Source organism: Klebsiella sp. JB_Kp031 (assembly GCF_040064295.1).
Taxonomy (GTDB): Bacteria; Pseudomonadota; Gammaproteobacteria; order Enterobacterales; family Enterobacteriaceae; genus Klebsiella; species Klebsiella quasipneumoniae.
Window position 1 is genome coordinate 24,719 of sequence record NZ_JBEAJW010000028.1, and the last position, 22,196, is coordinate 46,914.

General features: G+C 56.3%; 19 protein-coding genes. 12 read left to right on the forward strand and 7 right to left on the reverse strand.

Annotated features, from left to right (window positions below; all coding sequences use genetic code 11):
- The 11 genes from atpD to ABLV64_RS12735 all read left to right on the forward strand — a co-directional run bounded on the left by atpD (position 1) and on the right by ABLV64_RS12735 (position 14,170).
- Positions 1-1,383, forward strand: a complete 1,383-nt coding sequence (gene atpD, locus ABLV64_RS12685; protein ID WP_004144997.1) for a F0F1 ATP synthase subunit beta — start codon at positions 1-3, stop codon at positions 1,381-1,383.
- A gap of 20 nt (positions 1,384-1,403) precedes the next feature.
- Complete coding sequence (locus tag ABLV64_RS12690) at positions 1,404-1,823, forward strand: F0F1 ATP synthase subunit epsilon (RefSeq protein ID WP_001251971.1); 420 nt, start codon at positions 1,404-1,406, stop codon at positions 1,821-1,823.
- A 695-nt stretch (positions 1,824-2,518) separates the two neighbouring features.
- Positions 2,519-3,889, forward strand: a complete 1,371-nt coding sequence (glmU, locus tag ABLV64_RS12695; protein WP_217325181.1) for a bifunctional UDP-N-acetylglucosamine diphosphorylase/glucosamine-1-phosphate N-acetyltransferase GlmU — start codon at positions 2,519-2,521, stop codon at positions 3,887-3,889.
- A gap of 186 nt (positions 3,890-4,075) precedes the next feature.
- Positions 4,076-5,905, forward strand: coding sequence for a glutamine--fructose-6-phosphate transaminase (isomerizing) (gene glmS / locus ABLV64_RS12700; protein ID WP_004202303.1), 1,830 nt, complete (start codon positions 4,076-4,078; stop codon positions 5,903-5,905).
- A gap of 339 nt (positions 5,906-6,244) precedes the next feature.
- Positions 6,245-7,285 carry a phosphate ABC transporter substrate-binding protein PstS gene (gene pstS, locus ABLV64_RS12705; RefSeq protein ID WP_004150308.1) on the forward strand — a complete coding sequence of 347 codons (1,041 nt, stop codon included), beginning with the start codon at positions 6,245-6,247 and terminating at the stop codon, positions 7,283-7,285.
- A 128-nt stretch (positions 7,286-7,413) separates the two neighbouring features.
- Positions 7,414-8,373: a phosphate ABC transporter permease PstC gene (pstC, locus tag ABLV64_RS12710; protein WP_004202302.1), complete on the forward strand. Its 960-nt coding sequence runs from the start codon at positions 7,414-7,416 to the stop codon at positions 8,371-8,373.
- The gene (gene pstA / locus ABLV64_RS12715; RefSeq protein ID WP_004202301.1) at positions 8,373-9,263 is read left to right on the forward strand and encodes a phosphate ABC transporter permease PstA; all 891 of its coding nucleotides are present in this window, start codon (positions 8,373-8,375) and stop codon (positions 9,261-9,263) included. The genes pstC and pstA overlap by 1 nt, the downstream gene beginning before the upstream one ends.
- A gap of 47 nt (positions 9,264-9,310) precedes the next feature.
- Complete coding sequence (gene pstB, locus ABLV64_RS12720) at positions 9,311-10,084, forward strand: phosphate ABC transporter ATP-binding protein PstB (RefSeq protein WP_004145006.1); 774 nt, start codon at positions 9,311-9,313, stop codon at positions 10,082-10,084.
- A gap of 50 nt (positions 10,085-10,134) precedes the next feature.
- Entirely contained in the window at positions 10,135-10,860 is a 726-nt protein-coding gene (phoU, locus tag ABLV64_RS12725) for a phosphate signaling complex protein PhoU (protein ID WP_004107251.1), read from the forward strand.
- A gap of 473 nt (positions 10,861-11,333) precedes the next feature.
- Positions 11,334-12,965 carry a carbohydrate porin gene (locus tag ABLV64_RS12730; protein ID WP_065878506.1) on the forward strand — a complete coding sequence of 544 codons (1,632 nt, stop codon included), beginning with the start codon at positions 11,334-11,336 and terminating at the stop codon, positions 12,963-12,965.
- A gap of 38 nt (positions 12,966-13,003) precedes the next feature.
- On the forward strand, positions 13,004-14,170 hold the full coding sequence (locus ABLV64_RS12735; RefSeq protein WP_065878504.1) for an alpha/beta hydrolase-fold protein: 1,167 nt from the start codon (positions 13,004-13,006) through the stop codon (positions 14,168-14,170).
- 174 nt (positions 14,171-14,344) lie between these two features.
- On the opposite strand, the gene yieH is transcribed toward ABLV64_RS12735, so the two are convergent.
- Positions 14,345-15,010, reverse strand: coding sequence for a 6-phosphogluconate phosphatase (yieH, locus tag ABLV64_RS12740; RefSeq protein WP_004202295.1), 666 nt, complete (start codon positions 15,008-15,010; stop codon positions 14,345-14,347).
- A gap of 169 nt (positions 15,011-15,179) precedes the next feature.
- Here yieH and ABLV64_RS12745 point away from each other — a divergent pair, with 169 nt between their 5' ends.
- A complete protein-coding gene (locus tag ABLV64_RS12745; RefSeq protein ID WP_004202294.1) occupies positions 15,180-16,517 on the forward strand; it encodes an NCS2 family permease in 1,338 nt (445 codons plus the stop codon).
- Between the two features lie 45 nt (positions 16,518-16,562).
- Here ABLV64_RS12745 and ABLV64_RS12750 read toward each other — a convergent pair whose 3' ends face one another.
- The 6 genes from ABLV64_RS12750 to mnmE form a co-directional block, all read right to left on the reverse strand.
- Positions 16,563-17,129, reverse strand: a complete 567-nt coding sequence (locus tag ABLV64_RS12750; RefSeq protein WP_004202293.1) for an NADPH-dependent FMN reductase — start codon at positions 17,127-17,129, stop codon at positions 16,563-16,565.
- A 36-nt stretch (positions 17,130-17,165) separates the two neighbouring features.
- On the reverse strand, positions 17,166-17,741 hold the full coding sequence (locus tag ABLV64_RS12755; protein ID WP_072140520.1) for a phosphopantetheinyl transferase: 576 nt from the start codon (positions 17,739-17,741) through the stop codon (positions 17,166-17,168).
- A 310-nt stretch (positions 17,742-18,051) separates the two neighbouring features.
- Positions 18,052-19,011, reverse strand: coding sequence for an HTH-type transcriptional regulator YidZ (yidZ, locus tag ABLV64_RS12760; RefSeq protein ID WP_004202291.1), 960 nt, complete (start codon positions 19,009-19,011; stop codon positions 18,052-18,054).
- Positions 18,980-20,164 carry an MFS transporter gene (locus tag ABLV64_RS12765; protein ID WP_348843298.1) on the reverse strand — a complete coding sequence of 395 codons (1,185 nt, stop codon included), beginning with the start codon at positions 20,162-20,164 and terminating at the stop codon, positions 18,980-18,982. The genes yidZ and ABLV64_RS12765 overlap by 32 nt, the downstream gene beginning before the upstream one ends.
- A 99-nt stretch (positions 20,165-20,263) precedes the next feature.
- Entirely contained in the window at positions 20,264-20,683 is a 420-nt protein-coding gene (locus ABLV64_RS12770; protein ID WP_004202289.1) for a GNAT family N-acetyltransferase, read from the reverse strand.
- 118 nt (positions 20,684-20,801) lie between these two features.
- Positions 20,802-22,166, reverse strand: a complete 1,365-nt coding sequence (gene mnmE, locus ABLV64_RS12775) for a tRNA uridine-5-carboxymethylaminomethyl(34) synthesis GTPase MnmE (RefSeq protein WP_004202288.1) — start codon at positions 22,164-22,166, stop codon at positions 20,802-20,804.
- Positions 22,167-22,196: the final 30 nt, after the last annotated feature.

Below are 22,196 nucleotides of genomic sequence, written 5' to 3' on the forward strand. Positions count from 1 at the left end.
ATGGCTACTGGAAAGATTGTCCAGGTAATCGGCGCCGTGGTCGACGTCGAGTTCCCTCAGGATGCCGTACCACGCGTGTACGAAGCCCTTGAGGTACAGAATGGTAATGAAGTTCTGGTGCTGGAAGTTCAGCAGCAGCTGGGCGGCGGTATCGTGCGTACCATCGCCATGGGTTCTTCCGATGGTCTGCGCCGCGGTCTGGATGTAAAAGACCTCGAGCACCCGATCGAAGTCCCGGTTGGTAAAGCTACGCTGGGTCGTATCATGAACGTACTGGGTCAACCGGTCGACATGAAAGGCGACATCGGCGAAGAAGAGCGTTGGGCTATCCACCGCGCAGCACCGTCCTATGAAGAGCTGTCCAGCTCTCAGGAACTGCTGGAAACCGGCATCAAAGTTATCGACCTGATGTGTCCGTTCGCGAAGGGCGGTAAAGTCGGTCTGTTCGGTGGTGCGGGTGTCGGTAAAACCGTAAACATGATGGAGCTGATCCGTAACATCGCGATCGAGCACTCCGGTTACTCCGTGTTTGCGGGCGTAGGTGAGCGTACTCGTGAGGGTAACGACTTCTACCACGAAATGACCGACTCCAACGTTATCGATAAAGTATCCCTGGTGTACGGCCAGATGAACGAGCCGCCGGGAAACCGTCTGCGCGTTGCGCTGACCGGCCTGACCATGGCTGAGAAATTCCGTGACGAAGGTCGTGACGTACTGCTGTTCGTCGATAACATCTATCGTTACACCCTGGCCGGTACGGAAGTATCCGCACTGCTGGGTCGTATGCCTTCAGCGGTAGGTTATCAGCCGACCCTGGCGGAAGAGATGGGCGTTCTGCAGGAACGTATCACCTCCACCAAAACCGGTTCTATCACCTCCGTACAGGCGGTATACGTACCGGCGGATGACTTAACTGACCCATCCCCAGCCACTACCTTTGCTCACTTAGATGCAACCGTAGTACTGAGCCGTCAGATCGCTTCCCTGGGTATCTACCCGGCCGTTGACCCGCTGGACTCCACCAGCCGTCAGCTGGATCCGCTGGTTGTTGGTCAGGAACACTACGACACCGCGCGTGGCGTGCAGTCCATCCTGCAGCGTTATCAGGAACTGAAAGACATCATCGCCATCCTCGGTATGGACGAACTGTCTGAAGAAGACAAACTGGTGGTAGCTCGCGCACGTAAGATCCAGCGCTTCCTGTCCCAGCCGTTCTTCGTGGCTGAAGTCTTTACCGGTTCTCCGGGCAAATACGTGGCGCTGAAAGACACCATCCGTGGCTTTAAAGGCATCATGGAAGGCGAATACGATCACCTGCCAGAGCAGGCGTTCTACATGGTCGGTTCCATCGACGAAGCCGTGGAAAAAGCCAAAAAACTTTAACGCCTTAATCGGAGGGTGATATGGCAATGACTTACCACCTGGACGTCGTCAGCGCAGAGCAACAAATGTTCTCTGGTCTGGTCGAAAAAATCCAGGTAACGGGTAGCGAAGGTGAACTGGGTATTTACCCGGGACACGCACCGCTGCTCACCGCCATTAAGCCTGGTATGATTCGCATCGTTAAACAGCACGGTCATGAAGAGTTTATCTATCTGTCCGGCGGCATTCTTGAAGTGCAGCCTGGCAGCGTGACCGTCCTGGCGGATACCGCAATTCGTGGTCAGGACCTCGACGAAGCGCGAGCGCTGGAAGCGAAACGCAAAGCGGAAGAGCACATTAAGAGCTCTCACGGCGATGTGGATTACGCTCAGGCGTCTGCGGAACTGGCCAAAGCGATCGCTAAACTGCGCGTTATCGAGTTGACCAAAAAAGCGATGTAACACCGGCTTGAACGTAAAAAGCCAGTCTGGTTTCCAGGCTGGCTTTTTTTATGCCCAACTGCTGACGAGCGGATGAAGTGAAAACAGAATTCACCCTTAATTGTTATTGATTAGTTAAATGATGAAGCGTAGACTCCGTTTTATGTGATGTATATCACATAAAATAGCGTTATCAAACTGCACCTGCGTCAGGAAATCATCATGAAACTGTTCCATAAAATCATCGCTAAATTTAGCGTCCTGAGCTTCTAAGCTCCGCGCTATCCCCCCCGCTGACACGACGTATCGCCCATGAAAACGACAACACTGGCGATGTGAAACCGGGCAAAGAAGGTCACCTGACGGTGGCCTTTCGTTTTTTATCGCTACATCAATCACTTTGCCGCCCTCCCCCGCCAGCGACTGGCGACGATTATCCTGGTTCTTCCCGCTGAGGGTACTGAAAATCGCTTTCCGCAGCGGCTTTATTCAGGTGGCGAAAAAACAGCAAAAGCAGTGAGATAGTCAATGGTTATCCTCCCCGCCCTCCTTTTTCAGCGTTAAACTGATTTGCAGTGGTTAAAAATAGCGTCATAAAATGGTGTATAGCAGTGAGCCTGGACGTTTTCTCCACGTCTCGTTTTATGATGAAAAATATGTAGAAATTTCAACGTGAAAGGCTTTTACTTTTCGTTCTAACTACCGTCAGGATGAGTATGTCAAATAGTGCGATGAGCGTGGTTATCCTTGCCGCAGGCAAAGGGACCCGCATGTATTCCGATCTTCCTAAGGTGCTGCATACCCTGGCCGGGAAGCCAATGGTGCAGCATGTCATTGATGCCGCTAACGATTTAGGCGCATGTGCGGTACACCTGGTGTATGGCCACGGTGGCGATCTGCTGCGTCAGACGCTGCATGAAGACAACCTGAACTGGGTGCTGCAGGCCGAGCAGCTCGGAACGGGGCACGCCATGCAGCAGGCGGCGCCGTTCTTCAATGATGATGAAGACATCCTGATGCTCTACGGCGATGTGCCGCTGATCTCCGTCGAGACGCTACAGCGCCTGCGCGCCGCGAAGCCGCAGGGCGGGATTGGTCTGCTGACCGTGAAGCTGGATGATCCAACCGGCTACGGCCGCATTACCCGTGAAAATGGCCAGGTGACGGGCATCGTTGAGCACAAAGATGCCAGCGAGGCGCAGCGCCAGATTCAGGAAATTAACACTGGGATCCTGATCGCCGGTGGAGCGGACCTCAAGCGCTGGCTGGCGAATCTCACCAATAACAACGCCCAGGGCGAATACTACATCACCGATATCATCGCCATGGCGCATCAGGAAGGTCGCGAGATCGTTGCCGTGCATCCCCAGCGCCTGAGCGAAGTCGAAGGGGTCAACAACCGCCTGCAGCTTGCGCGCCTGGAGCGCGTCTACCAGGCTGAGCAAGCGGAAAAGCTGCTGCTGGCGGGAGTGATGTTGCGCGATCCGGCGCGTTTCGATCTGCGCGGTACGCTGCAGCACGGGCGCGATGTGGAGATCGATACTAACGTTATTCTGGAGGGCCGCATCGTGCTGGGCGATCGAGTGAAAATCGGCGCCGGCTGCGTGATCAAAAACAGCACCATCGGCGATGATTGCGAAATCAGCCCCTACAGCGTGGTGGAAGATGCCCAGCTGCAGGCGGCCTGCACCATCGGTCCATTTGCCCGTCTGCGCCCGGGCGCCGAACTGCTGGAAGGCGCCCACGTTGGCAACTTCGTGGAAATGAAAAAAGCGCGTCTCGGCAAAGGCTCCAAGGCGGGTCATCTGACCTATCTGGGCGATACGGAGATCGGTGATAACGTCAATATCGGCGCGGGCACCATCACCTGCAACTACGATGGCGCGAATAAACATAAAACGATTATTGGCGACGATGTCTTTGTCGGCTCGGATACCCAGCTGGTGGCCCCGGTTACGGTAGGCAACGGCGTCACTATCGCCGCCGGCACCACCGTCACACGCAATATCGCCGATAACGAACTGGTGTTGAGCCGCGTGCCGCAGGTCCATAAGCAGGGCTGGCAGCGTCCGGTGAAGAAAAAATGAACAGAATTGTCGCCGGGGGTGTACAACGCCCGGCGAACCAGGATGAGAGGGTCAACATAGATCCCCGTCCGCAGGCAGTACCATAACAATAACCCCACTCTCTACAAGGCTCGGGGCGCCCGGGAAACGGGCAAATACAGGTCAGCGACAACGCATGGCATATCGCCATTATCAGGAAATTTAACTATGTGTGGAATTGTTGGCGCAGTCGCGCAGCGTGATATTGCTGAAATCCTTCTCGAAGGTTTACGTCGTCTGGAATACCGTGGCTATGACTCTGCCGGTCTGGCGGTAGTCGACAGCGAAGGTCATATGACTCGCGTGCGTCGCCTGGGTAAGGTACAGATGCTGGCTCAGGCGGTCGAAGAGCAACCGTTACACGGTGGTACCGGGATCGCCCATACTCGCTGGGCGACGCACGGCGAACCGTCTGAGAGCAATGCGCATCCGCATGTTTCTGAACACATTGTGGTGGTCCATAACGGGATCATCGAAAACCACGAGCCGCTGCGTGCATTGCTGCAGTCTCGCGGCTATGTCTTCGTCACTGAGACCGATACCGAAGTTATCGCCCATCTGGTGCACTGGGAGCTGGAACAAGGTGGAACCTTGCGTGAAGCCGTGCTGCGCGCCATCCCGCAGCTGCGCGGCGCTTACGGCACCGTAATCATGGATACCCGCGACCCGGGAACCCTGCTGGCGGCCCGCTCCGGTAGCCCGCTGGTTATCGGTCTGGGCATGGGGGAAAACTTTATCGCTTCCGACCAGCTGGCGCTGCTGCCGGTTACCCGCCGCTTCATCTTCCTTGAAGAAGGCGACATTGCGGAAGTGACTCGTCGCTCGGTGGTGATTTTCGATAAATCCGCTGCGCAAGTGAAGCGTCAGGAGATCGAATCCAATCTGCAGTATGACGCCGGCGATAAAGGTATCTATCGCCACTATATGCAGAAAGAGATTTTCGAACAGCCAAATGCGATTAAGAACACCCTGACCGGGCGTATCAGCCACGGCGAAATCGATCTCAGCGAGCTGGGGCCGAACGCCAATGAAATGCTGGCTCAGGTTGAACATATTCAGATTGTTGCCTGCGGGACCTCCTATAACTCCGGGATGGTCTCCCGCTATTGGTTCGAGGCGTTAGCCGGCGTGCCGTGCGATGTGGAAATCGCCTCCGAATTCCGCTATCGGAAGTCTGCGGTGCGTCGTAACAGCCTGATGATCACCCTTTCCCAGTCTGGTGAAACCGCCGATACCCTGGCGGCGCTGCGTTTGTCGAAAGAGCTGGGCTATCTCGGCTCGCTGGCCATCTGCAACGTGCCGGGCTCGTCGCTGGTGCGTGAATCCGATCTGGCGCTGATGACCAAAGCCGGAACGGAAATTGGCGTGGCCTCGACCAAGGCCTTTACCACTCAGCTGACGGTGCTGCTGATGCTGGTGGCGAAACTGGCGCGATTGAAAGGCCAGGATGCGTCCATTGAGCATGATATCGTCCACGGCCTGCAGGCGCTGCCGAACCGTATCGAGCAGATGCTCTCCCAGGACAAGCGTATTGAGCAGCTGGCAGAGCGTTTCTCTGATAAGCATCATGCGCTGTTCCTTGGCCGTGGCGATCAGTACCCGATCGCTATGGAAGGGGCGCTGAAGCTGAAAGAGATCTCCTATATTCACGCGGAAGCCTACGCGGCAGGCGAGCTTAAGCACGGCCCGCTGGCGCTGATTGATGCGGAAATGCCGGTGATCGTAGTGGCGCCGAACAATGAGCTGCTGGAAAAACTGAAATCCAACATCGAAGAGGTTCGCGCCCGCGGCGGTGAGCTGTACGTTTTCGCCGACGGTGACGCCGGCTTCAACGGCAGCGACAACATGCACATCATTGAGATGCCGCATGTCGAAGAGAGCATCGCGCCTATCTTCTACACCGTACCGCTGCAGCTGCTGGCTTATCACGTTGCGCTGATCAAAGGCACTGACGTTGATCAGCCGCGTAACCTGGCGAAATCGGTCACGGTTGAGTAACGTATTATCTCTTTTGCAAAGGGCTGCCGGCGGCGGCCCTTTTTTATTTTTACCTGCTGTTTTTCGCCGATCTTGTGCGCAATATCTGGGGAGGCGATAGATGACAAACGATCGTTTTGCTCTGTGATTTCGCTGTCATAAAAAGAAAATTATTCTGTCATTGTGTGGTCATGCTAGTAGATAACCATTTGAGTTATAAGCGTATTATTTGACGTGAAATCCCCCCTCCCGGCGTGTCATAAAACTGTCATAATTCGTACATTTTACTGTCACCTCTTTGACCTATTTTGCTCACCATAGCCTCGAAACAATGATTTACGAATCCCAGCAGGAGACATTATGAACGTTATGCGTACCACCGTCGCAACAGTTGTCGCCGCGACCTTATCGATGAGCGCTTTCTCTGCTTTCGCAGCAGCAAGCCTGACTGGCGCAGGTGCAACTTTTCCTGCGCCGGTGTATGCCAAATGGGCTGACACCTATCAGAAAGAAACTGGCAATAAAGTGAACTACCAGGGTATTGGTTCCTCTGGTGGCGTTAAACAGATTATTGCCAACACCGTGGATTTCGGTGCTTCTGATGCTCCGCTGGCTGATGACAAACTGACCCAGGAAGGCCTGTTCCAGTTCCCGACCGTGATTGGCGGCGTGGTGCTGGCGGTTAACCTGCCTGGCGTGAAATCCGGCGAGCTGGTGCTGGATGGCAAAACCCTCGGCGATATCTACCTGGGTAAAATTAAAAAATGGGATGACGAAGCGATCGCTAAGCTCAACCCGGGTCTGAAGCTGCCGTCGCAGAATATCGCCGTGGTTCGCCGCGCCGATGGTTCCGGTACCTCCTTCGTCTTCACCAGCTACCTGTCCAAAGTGAATGAAGAGTGGAAATCGAAAATCGGCGCAGGCTCTACCGTTAACTGGCCAACCGGTCTGGGCGGTAAAGGCAACGACGGTATCGCCGCTTTTGTTCAGCGTCTGCCGGGCTCGATTGGTTACGTCGAATACGCTTACGCCAAGCAAAACAACCTGGCGTACACCAAACTGGTCTCTGCCGACGGCAAGCCGGTTAGCCCGACTGAAGACAACTTCGCTAACGCCGCAAAAGGCGTTGACTGGAGCAAGTCTTTCGCTCAGGACCTGACTAACCAGAAAGGTGAAAACGCATGGCCGATCACCTCAACCACCTTCATCCTGGTGCATAAGGCGACGAACAAGCCTGAGCAGACCGCAGAAGTGCTGAAGTTTTTTGACTGGGCGTATAAAAACGGCGGGAAAGAAGCCAATGCGCTGGATTACGCGACGCTGCCGGAAAGCGTGGTAGAGCAGGTTCGTGCGGCATGGAAAACCAACGTCAAAGACAGCAGCGGTAAAGCGCTGTACTAACAGTAGATTTTTGACGAAGATGGCGGGGGCGTTCAGGCGCTGCCCGCCCTACGGTTCAGACTGTAGGCCCGGGAGCCAACGCCACCGGGCATTTATTCGAACAAGTTTTAATACGTAAAGAGTAATCTATGGCTGCAACCAAGCCTGCATTTACCCCTCCGGGGAAAAAGGGTGACATAATTTTCAGTGCGCTGGTAAAACTGGCTGCGCTGATTGTGCTATTGATGCTGGGCGGCATCATCGTTTCCCTGATCATCTCTTCCTGGCCGAGCATTCAAAAGTTTGGCTTTGCCTTTTTGTGGACCAAAGAGTGGGATGCGCCCAACGAAATCTTCGGCGCGCTGGTGCCGATCTACGGAACTCTGGTGACCTCCTTTATCGCGCTGCTGATCGCCGTCCCGGTGAGCTTCGGCATCGCGCTGTTTCTGACTGAACTGTCCCCCGCCTGGCTCAAGCGCCCATTGGGCATTGCGATTGAGCTGCTGGCGGCAATCCCGAGTATCGTGTACGGCATGTGGGGCTTGTTTATTTTCGCCCCGCTGTTTGCGACTTACTTTCAGGAGCCGGTGGGGAACGTCCTGTCGACCATCCCGTTCGTCGGCGCGCTGTTTGCCGGTCCGGCGTTTGGGATTGGCATTCTCGCCGCTGGCGTCATTCTGGCCATCATGATCATCCCTTATATCGCCGCGGTCATGCGCGATGTTTTCGAACAGACGCCGGTGATGATGAAAGAGTCGGCCTATGGCATCGGCTGCACCACCTGGGAAGTGATCTGGCGCATCGTTTTACCGTTCACCAAAAACGGGGTGATCGGCGGCGTGATGCTCGGTCTGGGCCGTGCGCTGGGTGAAACCATGGCGGTCACCTTTATCATCGGTAACACCTACCAGCTCGACAGCATATCGCTGTATATGCCGGGGAACAGCATTACCTCCGCGCTGGCCAACGAATTTGCCGAAGCGGAAACCGGCCTGCACGTGGCGGCGCTAATGGAGCTGGGCCTGATCCTGTTCGTTATCACCTTTATCGTTCTGGCGGCGTCGAAGTTTATGATTATGCGCCTCGCGAAGAATGAGGGGGCACGCTAATGGCGACCATTGAAATGCAAAGCACCGCCGAGCTGGCGGAGTCCCGCCGCAAGATGCAGGCCAAACGCCGCATGAAGAACCGTATCGCTCTGGCGCTGTCGATGGCCACCATGGCGTTTGGTTTGTTCTGGCTTATCTGGATCCTGATGGCGACCATAACCCGCGGCTTCGACGGCATGAGTCTGGCGCTGTTTACCGAAATGACGCCGCCGCCGAATACCGCGGGCGGTGGTCTGGCCAACGCCCTCGCCGGCAGCGGCCTGCTGATCCTGTGGGCAACCGTCTTTGGTACGCCGCTGGGTATCCTCGCCGGAATTTATTTGGCGGAGTATGGCCGCAAGTCGGTGCTGGCTGAAATTATCCGCTTTATCAACGATATTCTGCTTTCCGCACCGTCTATCGTGGTCGGCCTGTTCGTCTACACCATCGTGGTGGCGCAGATGCAGCACTTCTCGGGCTGGGCGGGCGTTATCGCCCTGGCGCTGCTGCAGGTGCCTATCGTTATTCGTACCACCGAAAACATGCTGAAACTGGTGCCGGATAGCCTGCGTGAAGCGGCCTATGCGCTGGGGACGCCGAAGTGGAAGATGATCTCGGCGATCACCCTGAAAGCCTCCGTCTCAGGGATTATGACCGGGATCCTGCTGGCTATCGCCCGTATCGCTGGGGAAACGGCGCCCTTGCTGTTCACCGCGTTGTCTAACCAGTTCTGGAGCACCGACATGATGCAGCCGATTGCCAACCTGCCGGTGACCATTTTCAAATTTGCCATGAGTCCGTTTGCGGAGTGGCAGCAACTGGCATGGGCCGGGGTATTGATTATCACCCTGTGCGTCTTGCTGCTGAACATCCTGGCGCGCGTTATCTTCGCCAAGAAGAAACACGGTTAATTTTTTGCGGCGCAGCCACGGCTGCGCTGAATGAGGAAGAGATTGAGATGAGTATGGTGAATACAGCTCCGGGTAAGATTTCAGTTCGTAACCTGAACTTCTACTACGGCAAATTCCATGCCCTGAAGAACATCAACCTGGATATCACCAAAAACCAGGTAACGGCGTTTATCGGTCCGTCAGGCTGTGGTAAATCCACCCTGCTGCGCACGTTCAACAAAATGTTTGAACTGTATCCAGAGCAGCGTGCGGAAGGTGAGATCCTACTGGATGGCGACAATATTCTGACTAACACCCAGGATATCGCCCTGCTGCGCGCTAAGGTTGGCATGGTGTTCCAGAAGCCAACGCCGTTCCCGATGTCCATTTACGACAACATCGCTTTCGGGGTGCGCCTGTTTGAAAAACTGTCCCGTGCCGATATGGACGAGCGCGTGCAGTGGGCGCTGACCAAAGCCGCATTATGGAACGAAACCAAAGATAAACTGCACCAGAGCGGGTATTCTCTCTCCGGTGGTCAGCAGCAGCGTCTGTGTATTGCCCGCGGTATCGCGATCCGCCCGGAAGTGCTGCTGCTTGATGAGCCGTGCTCCGCGCTGGACCCGATCTCCACCGGGCGTATCGAAGAACTGATCACCGAGCTGAAACAGGACTACACCGTCGTTATCGTGACTCACAACATGCAGCAGGCTGCGCGTTGCTCCGACCATACGGCATTTATGTATCTTGGCGAGCTGATTGAGTTCAGCAATACGGATGATCTGTTCACCAAGCCCGCGAAGAAACAAACTGAAGATTATATTACTGGCCGCTACGGTTGATTTGCCCTTGTGCTTTCAGGCTCTCACCAGTTGGGCAATCAGGAGACACCATGGACAACCTAAATCTTAACAAACATATTTCCGGCCAGTTCAACGCTGAACTGGAGTATATCCGCACCCAGGTGATGACCATGGGGGGGCTGGTGGAGCAACAGCTTTCTGATGCGATCACCGCAATGCATAACCAGGACAGCGAACTGGCGAAACGCGTGATTGACGGCGACAAACAGGTCAACATGATGGAAGTGGCGATCGATGAAGCCTGCGTGCGCATCATCGCCAAGCGCCAGCCGACCGCCAGCGACCTGCGCCTGGTGATGGCGATCATCAAGACTATCGCTGAGCTGGAACGCATTGGCGATGTGGCGGATAAAATCTGCCGTACCGCGCTGGAGAAGTTTTCCCAGCAGCATCAGCCGCTGCTGGTGAGCCTTGAATCGCTGGGCCGCCATACGGTGCAGATGCTGCATGACGTGCTGGATGCCTTCGCGCGTATGGATCTCGACGAGGCGGTACGTATCTATCGCGAAGACAAGAAAGTCGACCAGGAATATGAAGGCATCGTACGTCAGCTGATGACCTACATGATGGAAGACTCGCGCACTATCCCCAGCGTCCTGACGGCGCTGTTCTGCGCGCGCTCCATCGAGCGTATCGGCGACCGCTGCCAGAATATCTGCGAATATATTTTCTACTTCGTCAAAGGCCAGGATTTCCGTCATGTGGGCGGCGATGAACTGGATAAATTGCTCGCTGGTAAAGATCCGAAAGAGTAATAATCATTTTGTCTAATTCTGATGAATGGATTTATCAGAATTAGATATGATTCCTCCACCGGCAGCGATATTGCTGAGATTATCGTCACAATTAACAGGCTGCCCGTTTGAGTTCTTCATTTTATCGCGTAACAATCAGCATCCACTGACTGAGCGCGCAAGCTCAGAATGTTTTAAACGGATTGTTACTGCGACAGCAGGCAAAACCTGATATTGCCCCCACGGCGGCGATATCAGGTTTTTTTATGCGTGCGAAGAATGACTTAATAAGGGTTGCTACCGCGATGCGCGGGCAAAACCTGAAGAGGATTATCTGTTAAGGCAGATCGTCTTCTTCGGGTTTTTTTGCTTTTTTCCAGGCGCAAAAATAACAGTCCCCGCGCCCTTAAGCGGTATGGATAAAGCTATTTGAACCCGCGCGATGCTTGTCGCTGTCGTTTTTATTAATGCCAATACTTATATAAGGGAATATTATGATGAGAAAAACCAGGATCGCTTCGGCGATAGCCTTGCTGGCGCCGCTTTGTTATTCAACCTCCCTGATCGCGAGCCAGCTGACGGTAGAGCAACGGCTTGAGTTGCTGGAAAAAGCGCTCAGCGATACGCAAAAAGAGCTCAAAAAATATCAAGACCAGGAGAGAAAAAGAGACCAGATTTGGGCCTCATGGTCTCCGCCTGCAGAGAGCCAGAAGCGCAACGTCGCGGCGGCAGCCGGACCGAAAGCAGCGGTGAAACCGGATGCGGTACTGGTCAAAAATCAACAATCTGCTACAGACAGTGCACCCGCCTACAGCGCGATGACGCTGAAAGATTTTAGCAGGTTCGTCAAAGATGAAATTGGCTTTAGCTATAACGGCTACTTCCGCTCGGGCTGGGGAACCGCCTCGCATGGCTCGCCAAAATCGTGGGCCATCGGCTCGCTTGGCCGTCTGGGCAATGAATATTCCGGCTGGTTCGATCTGCAGCTGAAGCAGCGGGTGTTTCAGGAAGGCGATAAACGCGTCGACGCCATCGTGATGCTCGACGGGAACGTTGGCCAGCAGTATTCCACTGGCTGGTTTGGCGACAATGCCGGCGGCGAAAACTACATCCAATTCTCGGATATGTACGTTAACACCAAAGGATTCCTGCCGTTTGCCCCGGAGGCCGATTTCTGGGTCGGCAAACACGGTGCGCCAAAAATCGAGATCCAGATGCTGGACTGGAAAACGCAGAGAACCGATGCGGCGGCTGGCGTGGGGCTGGAAAACTGGCAGGTTGGCGTCGGGAAATTCGATATCGCGCTGGTGCGGGAAGATGTTGATGACTACGATCGTTCCTTGAGCAATAAGCAGCAAATAAACACCAATACCCTTGATATCCGTTACAAAGAGATCCCGCTGTGGGATAAAGCCAGCCTGATGGTCAGCGGACGCTATGTCGCTGCCAACCAAAGTTCTTCTGAGAAATATAAAGAGGGCAATGAAGGCTATTATCCATGGAAAGATACCTGGATGGCCGGCACCTCGTTAACGCAAAAATTTGCTAACGGCGGCTTTAACGAATTCTCTTTCTTACTGGCGAATAACTCCATTGCCAGCAGCTTCTCGCGCTATGCCGGATCCAGCCCCTATACAACCTTTAACGGCCGCTATTATGGCGACCATACCAATGGCACCGCCGTGCGCTTAACCTCGCAAGGGGAAACCTATTTACGTGATGACATTATTATGGCGAATGCCATCGTTTACTCTTTTGGTAACGACGTTTACAGCTACGAGACCGGGGCTCACTCCGATTTTGAATCCATCCGTACGGTCCTGCGACCGGCTTATATCTGGAATAAATATAACCAGACCGGCGTCGAACTGGGGTACTTCAAGCAGCAAAACAAAGATGTTACCGGCAAAAAATATAACGAGTCCGGCTATAAGACCACGCTGTTCCATACCTTCAAAGTTAATACCAGTATGCTGACCTCGCGCCCGGAAATTCGCTTCTATGCCACCTATATTAAAGCGAAGGATATCGACCTGGATAAGGCCGCGAATAACACCACCAGCATTTTTGAAGACGGTAAAAACGATCAGTTTGCCGTAGGGGCGCAGGCGGAAATCTGGTGGTGACACGATAACAGAACGGACACAACATAAGAGGAATAACGATGAAACGACATGCAATTTATTTCGCCCTGGCGCTGGCGGGCGCGGCGTTCACCATTCAGGCGGCACCGTTGCCCGCGGTGCCGGACCCCTCCCTGCCGGTGAGCCACTTTATCACCCAAGTTAACGCGGATAAAAGTATCACTTACCGCCTGTTTGCCCCTGATGCCCGGCGGGTTTCGGTAGTCACCGGCGCCACGCCGGACACCTTTGTCTCGCACGACATGACCAAGGCAGCGGACGGAGTCTGGACATGGAAAAGCGAGCCGATGAAGCCCAATCTCTATGAATACTATTTCGATGTGGATGGCTTCCGCTCGGTAGATACCGGCAGCCGCTATCAGAAGCCGCAGCGCCAAGTGAACACCAGTTTGATTCTGGTGCCGGGCAGTATTCTTGACGATCGGGCGGTCGCGCACGGCGATCTGCGCACCCTTACCTATCACTCAAAGGCACTGAACGCTGAACGTCGTCTCTATGTCTGGACGCCGCCGGGTTATAGCGGAACCGGCGATCCGCTGCCGGTGCTCTATTTCTATCATGGCTTTGGCGACAGCGGCCTGTCGGCCATCGATCAGGGGCGGATCCCGCAAATCATGGATAACCTGCTGGCGGAGGGCAAGATCAAGCCAATGCTGGTGGTGGTCCCGGATACCGAAACCGATATCCCGGAAGCCATCGCGGAAAACTTCCCGCCGCAGGAGCGACGCAAAACCTTCTATCCGCTGAATGCGCAGGCGGCTGATAACGAGCTGATGAACGATATCATTCCGCTGATTGATGCGCGTTTTAATGTGCGTAAAGACGCGGATGGCCGGGCGCTCGCCGGGCTGTCGCAGGGCGGCTATCAGGCGCTGGTCTCCGGAATGAATCATCTGGAGAGCTTTGGCTGGCTCGCCACGTTTAGCGGCGTCACAACCACCACGGTGCCGAATGCTGGTGTGGAAGCACAGCTGAAACATCCTGAAGCCATCAATAAACAGCTGCGTAACTTTACCGTGGTCGTTGGGGAAAAAGATTCCGTGACCGGCAAAGACATCGCGGGTCTGAAAAGCGAGCTGGAAAAACAGAAGATCAACTTTGACTATCACGCCTATCCCGGCCTGAACCATGAAATGGACGTCTGGCGCCCTGCCTACGCGGAGTTTGTGCAAAAACTGTTTAAATAGCCGGAGGGGGCGTTTAGCCCCCGTTTTCCGCGAGTGAAGAAAGACAAGATGAAAGTGCTTGTGTCCGAAGATAATGAGTTAAGCCGGTCGCCAGCCATCCTGTTCTGGGCGAGATCACAGCGCTACCGGGCTACCCTTGCTGCCAACCGTCGCCCGGCCGGGCGACGCCGGGGGCTAGCGAGTGATATCCCAACCGCGCGCTTTCCACAATGCCGGCAGCGCAGCCAGATCGGTAAAGGTTGTCACTTTGGGATGATCGATTGGCGGGTTGTGCGGATCGGCGCAGAAGTAGAACACCTCCATGCCGGCGGCTATTCCCGATTGTGCACCTGCACTGGAATCATCAACCAGAATGCAGTTCTCAACGTTAACGTTCATCGCCTTTGCGGCATGGAACATCAGCGCCGGATCGGGTTTCCAGCGCTGAATATCGTAGCCGCTGTACAACCGGTCAGCGAAATGGTGCAGCAGGCCGGTGCGGCCGAGAGAGTGTTGCATCTTACTGACCGGGCCATTGGAGACCACGCACATCGGGACGCTTACCGCATCCAGCAGCGCCTGGGCTCCAGCAATCACCTCCAGTTCGCTATCGAACAGGCGGGCGACTTCCGCACGGTAAATCGGCTCCAGGGTGGCCTTTTGCAGGTTAACGCCATGCTCGGCGTTGATGGTGTCGATTATTTCGTACAGCTTTACGCCTTTGAAGCGCTTAAAAATCTCTGCCAGCTCCAGCGTAATGCCAAATTCCTGGAACATGTGCACGTAGGCGCGGGAGCAAATTACCTCGCTGTCGACCAGCGTGCCGTCACAGTCAAAAAATACTGCTTCTGGTTGAGTCATAGCCATTCCATATTAACAAGTTTAACGTTTTCGTCATGTCCAATGCCGCGACGCAATCGTTGCCGTATAAGCAAAATAAATGAAAAAAATTACCATACAACCGCGCCTGGCGCTGTAATTTGGTATAGGATAGCGTCGAATTTTCCCTCCTTACGTTCGGAAACCGATAATGAGTCAACAACAAACCAGCCAGTCTTCTGGCCAGGGTCTGCTGGAGCGCGTATTTAAACTGCGCGAGCACGGCACCACGGTGCGCACGGAAGCCATCGCCGGTTTCACCACGTTCCTGACGATGGTGTATATCGTTTTTGTTAACCCACAAATTCTTGGCGTAGCGGGCATGGATACCAGCGCCGTGTTTGTGACCACCTGTCTGATTGCCGCTTTCGGCAGTATCATGATGGGGCTGTTCGCGAACCTGCCGGTTGCTCTGGCGCCGGCGATGGGCCTGAACGCCTTTTTCGCCTTTGTGGTGGTGCAGGCGATGGGCCTGCCATGGCAGGTCGGCATGGGCGCGATTTTCTGGGGCGCCGTCGGCCTGCTGCTGCTGACGATCTTCCGCGTACGCTACTGGATGATCGCCAATATTCCGCTGAGCCTGCGCGTGGGCATCACCAGCGGGATCGGCCTGTTTATCGGTATGATGGGCCTGAAGAACGCCGGGGTTATCGTCGCTAACCCGGAAACGCTGGTCAGCATTGGTCATCTGACTTCCCACAGCGTGCTGCTGGGCGTGCTGGGCTTCTTTATCATCGCGATTCTGGCGTCGCGCAACATTCATGCCGCGGTACTGGTCTCTATCGTGGTGACCACCCTGCTGGGCTGGATGCTGGGGGATGTGCACTACACCGGTATCGTCTCAGCGCCGCCGAGCGTGACTTCGGTGATCGGTCATGTCGATCTGGCGGGCTCCCTGAATCTGGGCCTGGCCGGGGTAATCTTCTCCTTTATGCTGGTCAACCTGTTTGACTCCTCCGGGACGCTGATCGGCGTGACGGATAAAGCGGGTCTGGCGGACGCCAACGGTAAATTCCCGCGCATGAAGCAGGCGCTGTTTGTCGATAGCGTCTCGTCGGTGGCAGGTTCCTTCATCGGCACCTCATCGGTAACAGCGTATATCGAATCCTCCTCCGGCGTTTCCGTAGGCGGGCGCACCGGCCTGACCGCCGTTGTCGTCGGTATCCTGTTCCTGCTGGTTATCTTCCTCTCTCCGCTGGCGGGGATGGTTCCGGCCTATGCGGCCGCCGGCGCGCTGATTTACGTCGGCGTGCTGATGACCTCCAGCCTGGCGCGCGTGAAGTGGGATGACCTGACGGAAGCGGTACCGGCGTTTATCACCGCGGTGATGATGCCGTTTAGCTTCTCGATCACTGAAGGTATCGCCCTGGGCTTTATCTCCTACTGCGTGATGAAGATCGGCACCGGCCGTCTGCGCGACCTCAGCCCTTGCGTAATTATCGTCTCGCTGCTGTTCGTGCTGAAGATTGTCTTTATTGATGCACATTAATCCGCACGCATGATGAAAAAGCCCGGCATCGCTGCCGGGCTTTTTTTATGCTTTTACCCGCTTAATATAATCGCCAAAGGCGGTCAGCTGGCCGCGCAGATGGTCGAGGGTGCTCTGATCGACCACTTCACCTGACTGCGGATCCACTTTGTTCTGGATCACGCCGCCCATAAATTCCGGTTTATTCATTACCATCGCATCGAGGAACACCAGAATCTGCCGCAGATGATACTGGCAGCGCGCGCCGCCGATGGCGCCCATTGAGCTGGTTTGAATCAGCACCGGCTTGCCGGACAGCGGCTGCTCTGGCAGGCGTGAAAGCCAGTCGATGGCGTTTTTCAGGCCGCCAGGCACGGAATAGTTATACTCGGGGGTGACGATCACCACGCCATCCGCCTCGCGGATCTGTTGCGCAATCTCCTGCACGCGCTGCGGGAATCCCTCTTCTTCCTGAATATCAGCATCGTACAGCGGAATATCGCCGATAGACGGCAGCGCGGAGATGTCCATGCCCGCCGGCGCGATGCCGGGCAGGGTACGCGCGACCATTCCATTAAACGACCCTTTACGCAGGCTGCCGAGTAACGTAACCACTTTCAAGGTATCTGACATGATTGCTCCTTTGGATCATGATGCCGGCAAGACCGGTCAATTGAGGGATAAGGTTTTTTCCGTGGGTAGGCTGGTAAAGCGCATCAGGCGGGCTGACGGCTCGCGCGCGCGCCGCTGAGCGTCCGCCAGGCTGTGCCAGTCGCCTCCCTTTGCGTCATACTCCCAGACCTTCAGCGGGCCGATATTCGGGGTAGCGGCAATCGACCACACCAGCAGCGATTCGGCGTCACAGACGGCTTCGATCGGCAGGCTGCCGGCGGTACGCAGGCGGCCGGAGCCAGGCAGCAGCTGCAGCTGCGTTGATGTTTCACCGGTCAGCTTCAGCACGCTGCGCCGCAGCGCCACCAGTTGGCTGCGCGCTTCGTCCGGGTCATGCTGAATGTTAACCCACAGATTCTCATTGTTACTGAAATTTTGCCGGTCGGCGTCGTGGCTGCGGACAGTGCGCTGCAGCTCCATATCGAGGCCACAATCCCCTTCGGTGGTCAGCGCTACGCCAACGATATTGCCAGTATAAGAGATAGAGAAGCGGGGAAGGTGACGATCGCTAAAAACCGGTCGGCCATTGGCTTCGTTAACGATTTCAGGCAGCTCGCCGATGCCGTAAAGCATAAACAGCAGTTCGGCGAGCAGCGACCGCGAAGCGCGAAAGCGGGCTTGCCGGTATTCAGGGAGCCGACGTGCGGATTGATGACAGGCCGCTGACAAACGTGTCGATAGCGGCTCCCCGGTACTGAGTATCCCTCGTGCAAAATGCGTTGCCATACGTCGCTCCGTGAGTAATGGTCTGAATGAAAACTGCGGGCGCTATTATCGCCTGGTATTAACAGGTTTTAATGCCGAAATCCCCCCTTGAAAAGGGAATTTGTTTGGATTTTACAAATTATTGCGCAAATAAGGTGCTACGGACACGAAACAAAGCTTACAGCGTACCGGAATAGAGCGCTTTCAACGTATCTCTAAGCCAGACAAGCTTCGGGTTGTAGCTGTTGCGTTTATGCCATAGCAAGGTGAAGGGGACGCGAAGCTTTTCAAGATGCTGCGGCTCCAGCGGCAGCGGCCGGGAGACCAGCGGTAGCTGATGCTGCTGATTATAGTGCTGGCAGTAGCGTGGCGCGGTGGCCAGCATGGTGTGCTGCGGTTGAGCCGCCATAAAGAGGGATTGCTCAAACCCCGGCACGGTCAGCGCCACATTACGCTTATGCCCCAGCTCCTGCAGCACGTCGTCCAGCGCCCAGGTATCGCGTTGTTCCCAGCAGATGGTGATATGCGGATAGCGTAAGAATGCCGCCAGATCCCACTCCTCCCTGAGCGCCGGATGATCGGCGCGCAGCCAGACCTGCGGCAGGTCGGTGAACAGCACATCAAAATCGATATACCACGGCAGCAGGCTCAGCAGCTCCCGCGACTGCGGATGGCTTTCGCGTCCGCAGAAGCCGATATCCACCTCGCCGCGGATGATGGCGTCCAGGGAGTCGTAGTCCCAGTTGCGCAAACGAATCAATGCCTGCGGGTAGCGCTGATAGATGCGCTGGGAGAGGGTGTTAAACAGGATCATCAGCAATGGCGTTTCCGCCGCCAGCTCGAACTTGAGGCCGCTCGGCATGGTGTGGTGCGGTTTATCGAGGATCTGGTTGCCCATCTGCATCCAGTCCGCCAGATCCTGCTCCATGCTGCTGACCAGCGGTGTAGGCGCCAGGCCCAGCGGCGTTTTGACAAACAGCGGATCGTCAAACCAGGCGCGCAGCTTGGCCAGCGACTTGCTCACCGCCGAGGGCGAAACGTTCATCCGCTTCGCCGTACGGGTGACGCTGAGCTCCTGGGTCAGGAGCTGCAGGCAGAGCAGTAAATTAAGATCGAGACTCGAAAGCGGCTTCTTCATTGTGTTGCGCAACCCGCGGCGGGGTGGCGACCAGTAGCAGAACAAGACTCACTATGCTACAGGCAATGAGTATCCCGATCAGCATATTCATTGCGCTGAGTCCGATGATGGCGGCGAGCCAAATCCACAGCGACGAACCGCACACCTGCGCGATGCCGAGGACCGAGCTGGCGACACCGGCGCGCAGCGTGAATGGCCCCAGGGCCTGGCTCATTGCGACGCCGAAGCCGACGGAGAAGCCGGCGCAAATCATGCCCAGCCCGACCAGGGTGACGACCTGCTGGGTGGCGAGGCTCAGCGCCACGCCTGCCGCCAGGAACAGCAGCTGCGAGGTTATCATCAGGGTGCGTGGTTTAAACAGCGACAGGGCGAACGGCGTCGAGAAGGAGACCGCCATGCTGACCATCGCCATCAGCGCCATCGTCATGGAATAGGTGCCGCGATCGAACCCCATCTCCTCCATCATCAGTACCGGCGAGACGTTCACGTAGGTGAGGATCGCCGTCACGCTGAGGGTGGTGATGAGAATGCGGCTGAGGAAAAAGCGGTTCAACAGCGATTCGCCCGCGCCATGCTGCGGCATAGCCGTCTGCGCAGGCGCCGTCGGACGCGTCTCGCGCAGGATAAATACCGCCAGCAAACCCACTGTTACCCCCATGCCGATCATGGTGTAGAACAGACTCTGCCACGGGTATTTCAGCATGATCAGGTGGCCGAGCACCGGCGCCAGCACGGGGATGATGCAGGTAATGCCGTTGAGCAACGACAGCACTTTGGCCCGTCGACGGTCGTTCAGCGTATCGCGCAGAATAGCGAAAGCCACCACGTAGCAGCAGCCGGCGCCGATCCCCTGGATAAAGCGTCCGGTAAGGAAGTGGCTGCTGGTGTGCGCCTGCGCGCAGAGCAGGGAGGCGATAACAAAGATCGCCGCCCCCACCATGGCGACAGGCTTACGCCCCGAGCGGTCGGCGATACGGCCAGCAAACAGCATCGCGGAGGCCATTCCGGCCAGATAGACCGAGAAGGCGATATGTAATTGCGCCTCGCTGGCTCCCAGATCCTGAGCAATACGCGGCAGGCCGACGAGATACATATCGATGCCGGAGGGATAGAGCAGAATCAGGGCAAAGCTGCAGAGAAGAAAGCGTGTCATGAGATCCTCGCGATGTGAATGGCGTTCAGCATAGTGAGGAACGTCCCGCAAGACGAGTTGCCATTTGGACAACGCTATTTTCCTGGCAGGAAACGCGAACTAGCGGCCCCGGCATCGCCACACGCGGGCCATCCCTTCGCTTTCCGGCCGAACGCTTTCGAAGCCAAACTTCGCGTACAGCTCCGGAACATCCGCCACCAGCGTAACGTAGGCGCCGTCAAAGGCGTTAGCGTCCAGCCAGGCAACCAGCTTCTCCATCACCAGCCGCCCAAGGCCCTTTCCCTGGTGAGCCGGATCGACGGCGACGTCGACAATGTCGAAATTAATTGCGCCGTCGCCGACGATGCGCCCCATGGCGATAGGCGTCTCCTGCCAGAGGATATGTACGCCATAACAGCTGCGCGGCAGCCCGGCTCTGGCGCCTTCCAGGGGGCGCGGCGACATACCCGCTACCTCTCGCAGGTGGCAAAACGCTTCGGCGGAGGGCACCTTCTCGATCACGGTATATTCAACGGTCATGCTTTAGTCTCGTGGTTAAGGGGAGATAAAAGTAGAGAACGTTGCGCCGCAAAGGGCAAGAAAAAACCCGCATTAACGCGGCGTTAATGCGGGTGAGTGAACATTTACGGACTAAACGTTATTTGCCGATACAGAAGCTGGAGAAGATGCGGCCCAGCAGGTCATCGGAGGTGAACTCCCCGGTGATCTCGCTCAGCGCCTGCTGCGCGAGACGCAGCTCTTCCGCCAGCAGCTCGCCGGCCCAGGCGCCCAGCAGCTGGGCTTTGCCCTGCTGCAGATGGTCCGCCGCCTCTTCCAGCGCCTGCAGATGGCGACGGCGGGCGAGGAAGCCGCCTTCCATATTGGTATCGAAGCCCATGCTCTGCTTGAGGTGGTTACGCAGCACCTCGACGCCTTCGCCAGTGCGTGCCGACAGGCGGATCAGTGAGTGGCCATTTACTTCGCTGATACCCAGCGCTTCGCCGGTGACATCGGCTTTATTACGCACCACGGTAATCGGCAGTTTAGCGGGCAGGCGCTCGATAAAATCTGGCCAGATCTCCGCCGGATCAACGGCGCTGGTGGTGGTGCCATCGACCATAAACAGCACCCGATCGGCCTGGGCAATCTCCTGCCAGGCGCGCTCGATGCCGATACGTTCCACTTCGTCATTGGCGTCGCGCAGGCCTGCGGTATCAATGATATGCAGCGGCATGCCGTCGATATGGATATGCTCGCGCAGCACGTCGCGGGTGGTGCCGGCGATGTCGGTGACGATCGCTGCTTCGCGGCCCGCCAGGGCGTTTAGCAGGCTCGATTTACCGGCATTTGGCCGCCCGGCGATCACCACCTTCATCCCTTCGCGCAGCAGACTGCCCTGACGGGCTTCGGCGCGGACGGCGTCGAGGTCGGCCATCACCTCGTTCAGCTGGGCTTCAATTTTGCCGTCGGAGAGGAAATCAATTTCTTCATCCGGAAAATCAATCGCCGCTTCCACATAGATGCGCAGGTGAGTGAGCGCTTCCACAAGGTGGTTAACCCGCGCGGAGAAGGCCCCCTGCAGTGAGTTCAGCGCCGAGCGCGCCGCCTGTTCTGAGCTGGCGTCGATAAGGTCGGCGATGGCCTCTGCCTGCGCCAGGTCGAGCTTGTCGTTAAGGAACGCGCGCTCAGAGAATTCGCCGGGCCTGGCGATGCGCAGGCCCGGCAGGGTCAGAATACGTTTAAGCAGCAGGTCGAGAATGACCGGGCCGCCGTGGCCCTGCAGCTCAAGCACATCTTCCCCGGTAAAGGAGTTCGGCCCGGGGAACCACAGCGCAATCCCCTGATCCAGCGGCGTACCGTCAACGTCGTTGAACGGCAGGTAGTCGGCATAGCGCGGTTTCGGCAGCTTGCCGAGTACCGCCTGCGCGACGTCGCGCGCTTTGAGGCCGGAGATGCGCAGGATGCCCACACCCCCGCGTCCCGGTGGGGTTGCCTGGGCGACGATAGTGTCGTTATGGCTCATGGTGACTCTCTATGTAGATGTAAAAAAGGC

Excerpts from the sequence above, each read along its gene's own strand:
- phoU (WP_004107251.1), top strand. The coding sequence starts at position 10,135 with ATGGACAACCTAAATCTTAACAAACATATTTCCGGCCAGTTCAACGCT.
- glmS (WP_004202303.1), top strand. The coding sequence starts at position 4,076 with ATGTGTGGAATTGTTGGCGCAGTCGCGCAGCGTGATATTGCTGAAATC.
- pstC (WP_004202302.1), top strand. The coding sequence starts at position 7,414 with ATGGCTGCAACCAAGCCTGCATTTACCCCTCCGGGGAAAAAGGGTGAC.
- glmU (WP_217325181.1), top strand. The coding sequence starts at position 2,519 with ATGTCAAATAGTGCGATGAGCGTGGTTATCCTTGCCGCAGGCAAAGGG.
- ABLV64_RS12765 (WP_348843298.1), bottom strand. The coding sequence starts at position 20,164 with ATGACACGCTTTCTTCTCTGCAGCTTTGCCCTGATTCTGCTCTATCCC.
- pstS (WP_004150308.1), top strand. The coding sequence starts at position 6,245 with ATGAACGTTATGCGTACCACCGTCGCAACAGTTGTCGCCGCGACCTTA.
- mnmE (WP_004202288.1), bottom strand. The coding sequence starts at position 22,166 with ATGAGCCATAACGACACTATCGTCGCCCAGGCAACCCCACCGGGACGC.
- ABLV64_RS12750 (WP_004202293.1), bottom strand. The coding sequence starts at position 17,129 with ATGTCAGATACCTTGAAAGTGGTTACGTTACTCGGCAGCCTGCGTAAA.
- ABLV64_RS12730 (WP_065878506.1), top strand. The coding sequence starts at position 11,334 with ATGATGAGAAAAACCAGGATCGCTTCGGCGATAGCCTTGCTGGCGCCG.
- yidZ (WP_004202291.1), bottom strand. The coding sequence starts at position 19,011 with ATGAAGAAGCCGCTTTCGAGTCTCGATCTTAATTTACTGCTCTGCCTG.
- yieH (WP_004202295.1), bottom strand. The coding sequence starts at position 15,010 with ATGACTCAACCAGAAGCAGTATTTTTTGACTGTGACGGCACGCTGGTC.
- ABLV64_RS12770 (WP_004202289.1), bottom strand. The coding sequence starts at position 20,683 with ATGACCGTTGAATATACCGTGATCGAGAAGGTGCCCTCCGCCGAAGCG.
- ABLV64_RS12745 (WP_004202294.1), top strand. The coding sequence starts at position 15,180 with ATGAGTCAACAACAAACCAGCCAGTCTTCTGGCCAGGGTCTGCTGGAG.
- atpD (WP_004144997.1), top strand. The coding sequence starts at position 1 with ATGGCTACTGGAAAGATTGTCCAGGTAATCGGCGCCGTGGTCGACGTC.
- ABLV64_RS12735 (WP_065878504.1), top strand. The coding sequence starts at position 13,004 with ATGAAACGACATGCAATTTATTTCGCCCTGGCGCTGGCGGGCGCGGCG.
- pstB (WP_004145006.1), top strand. The coding sequence starts at position 9,311 with ATGAGTATGGTGAATACAGCTCCGGGTAAGATTTCAGTTCGTAACCTG.
- ABLV64_RS12690 (WP_001251971.1), top strand. The coding sequence starts at position 1,404 with ATGGCAATGACTTACCACCTGGACGTCGTCAGCGCAGAGCAACAAATG.
- ABLV64_RS12755 (WP_072140520.1), bottom strand. The coding sequence starts at position 17,741 with ATGCTTTACGGCATCGGCGAGCTGCCTGAAATCGTTAACGAAGCCAAT.
- pstA (WP_004202301.1), top strand. The coding sequence starts at position 8,373 with ATGGCGACCATTGAAATGCAAAGCACCGCCGAGCTGGCGGAGTCCCGC.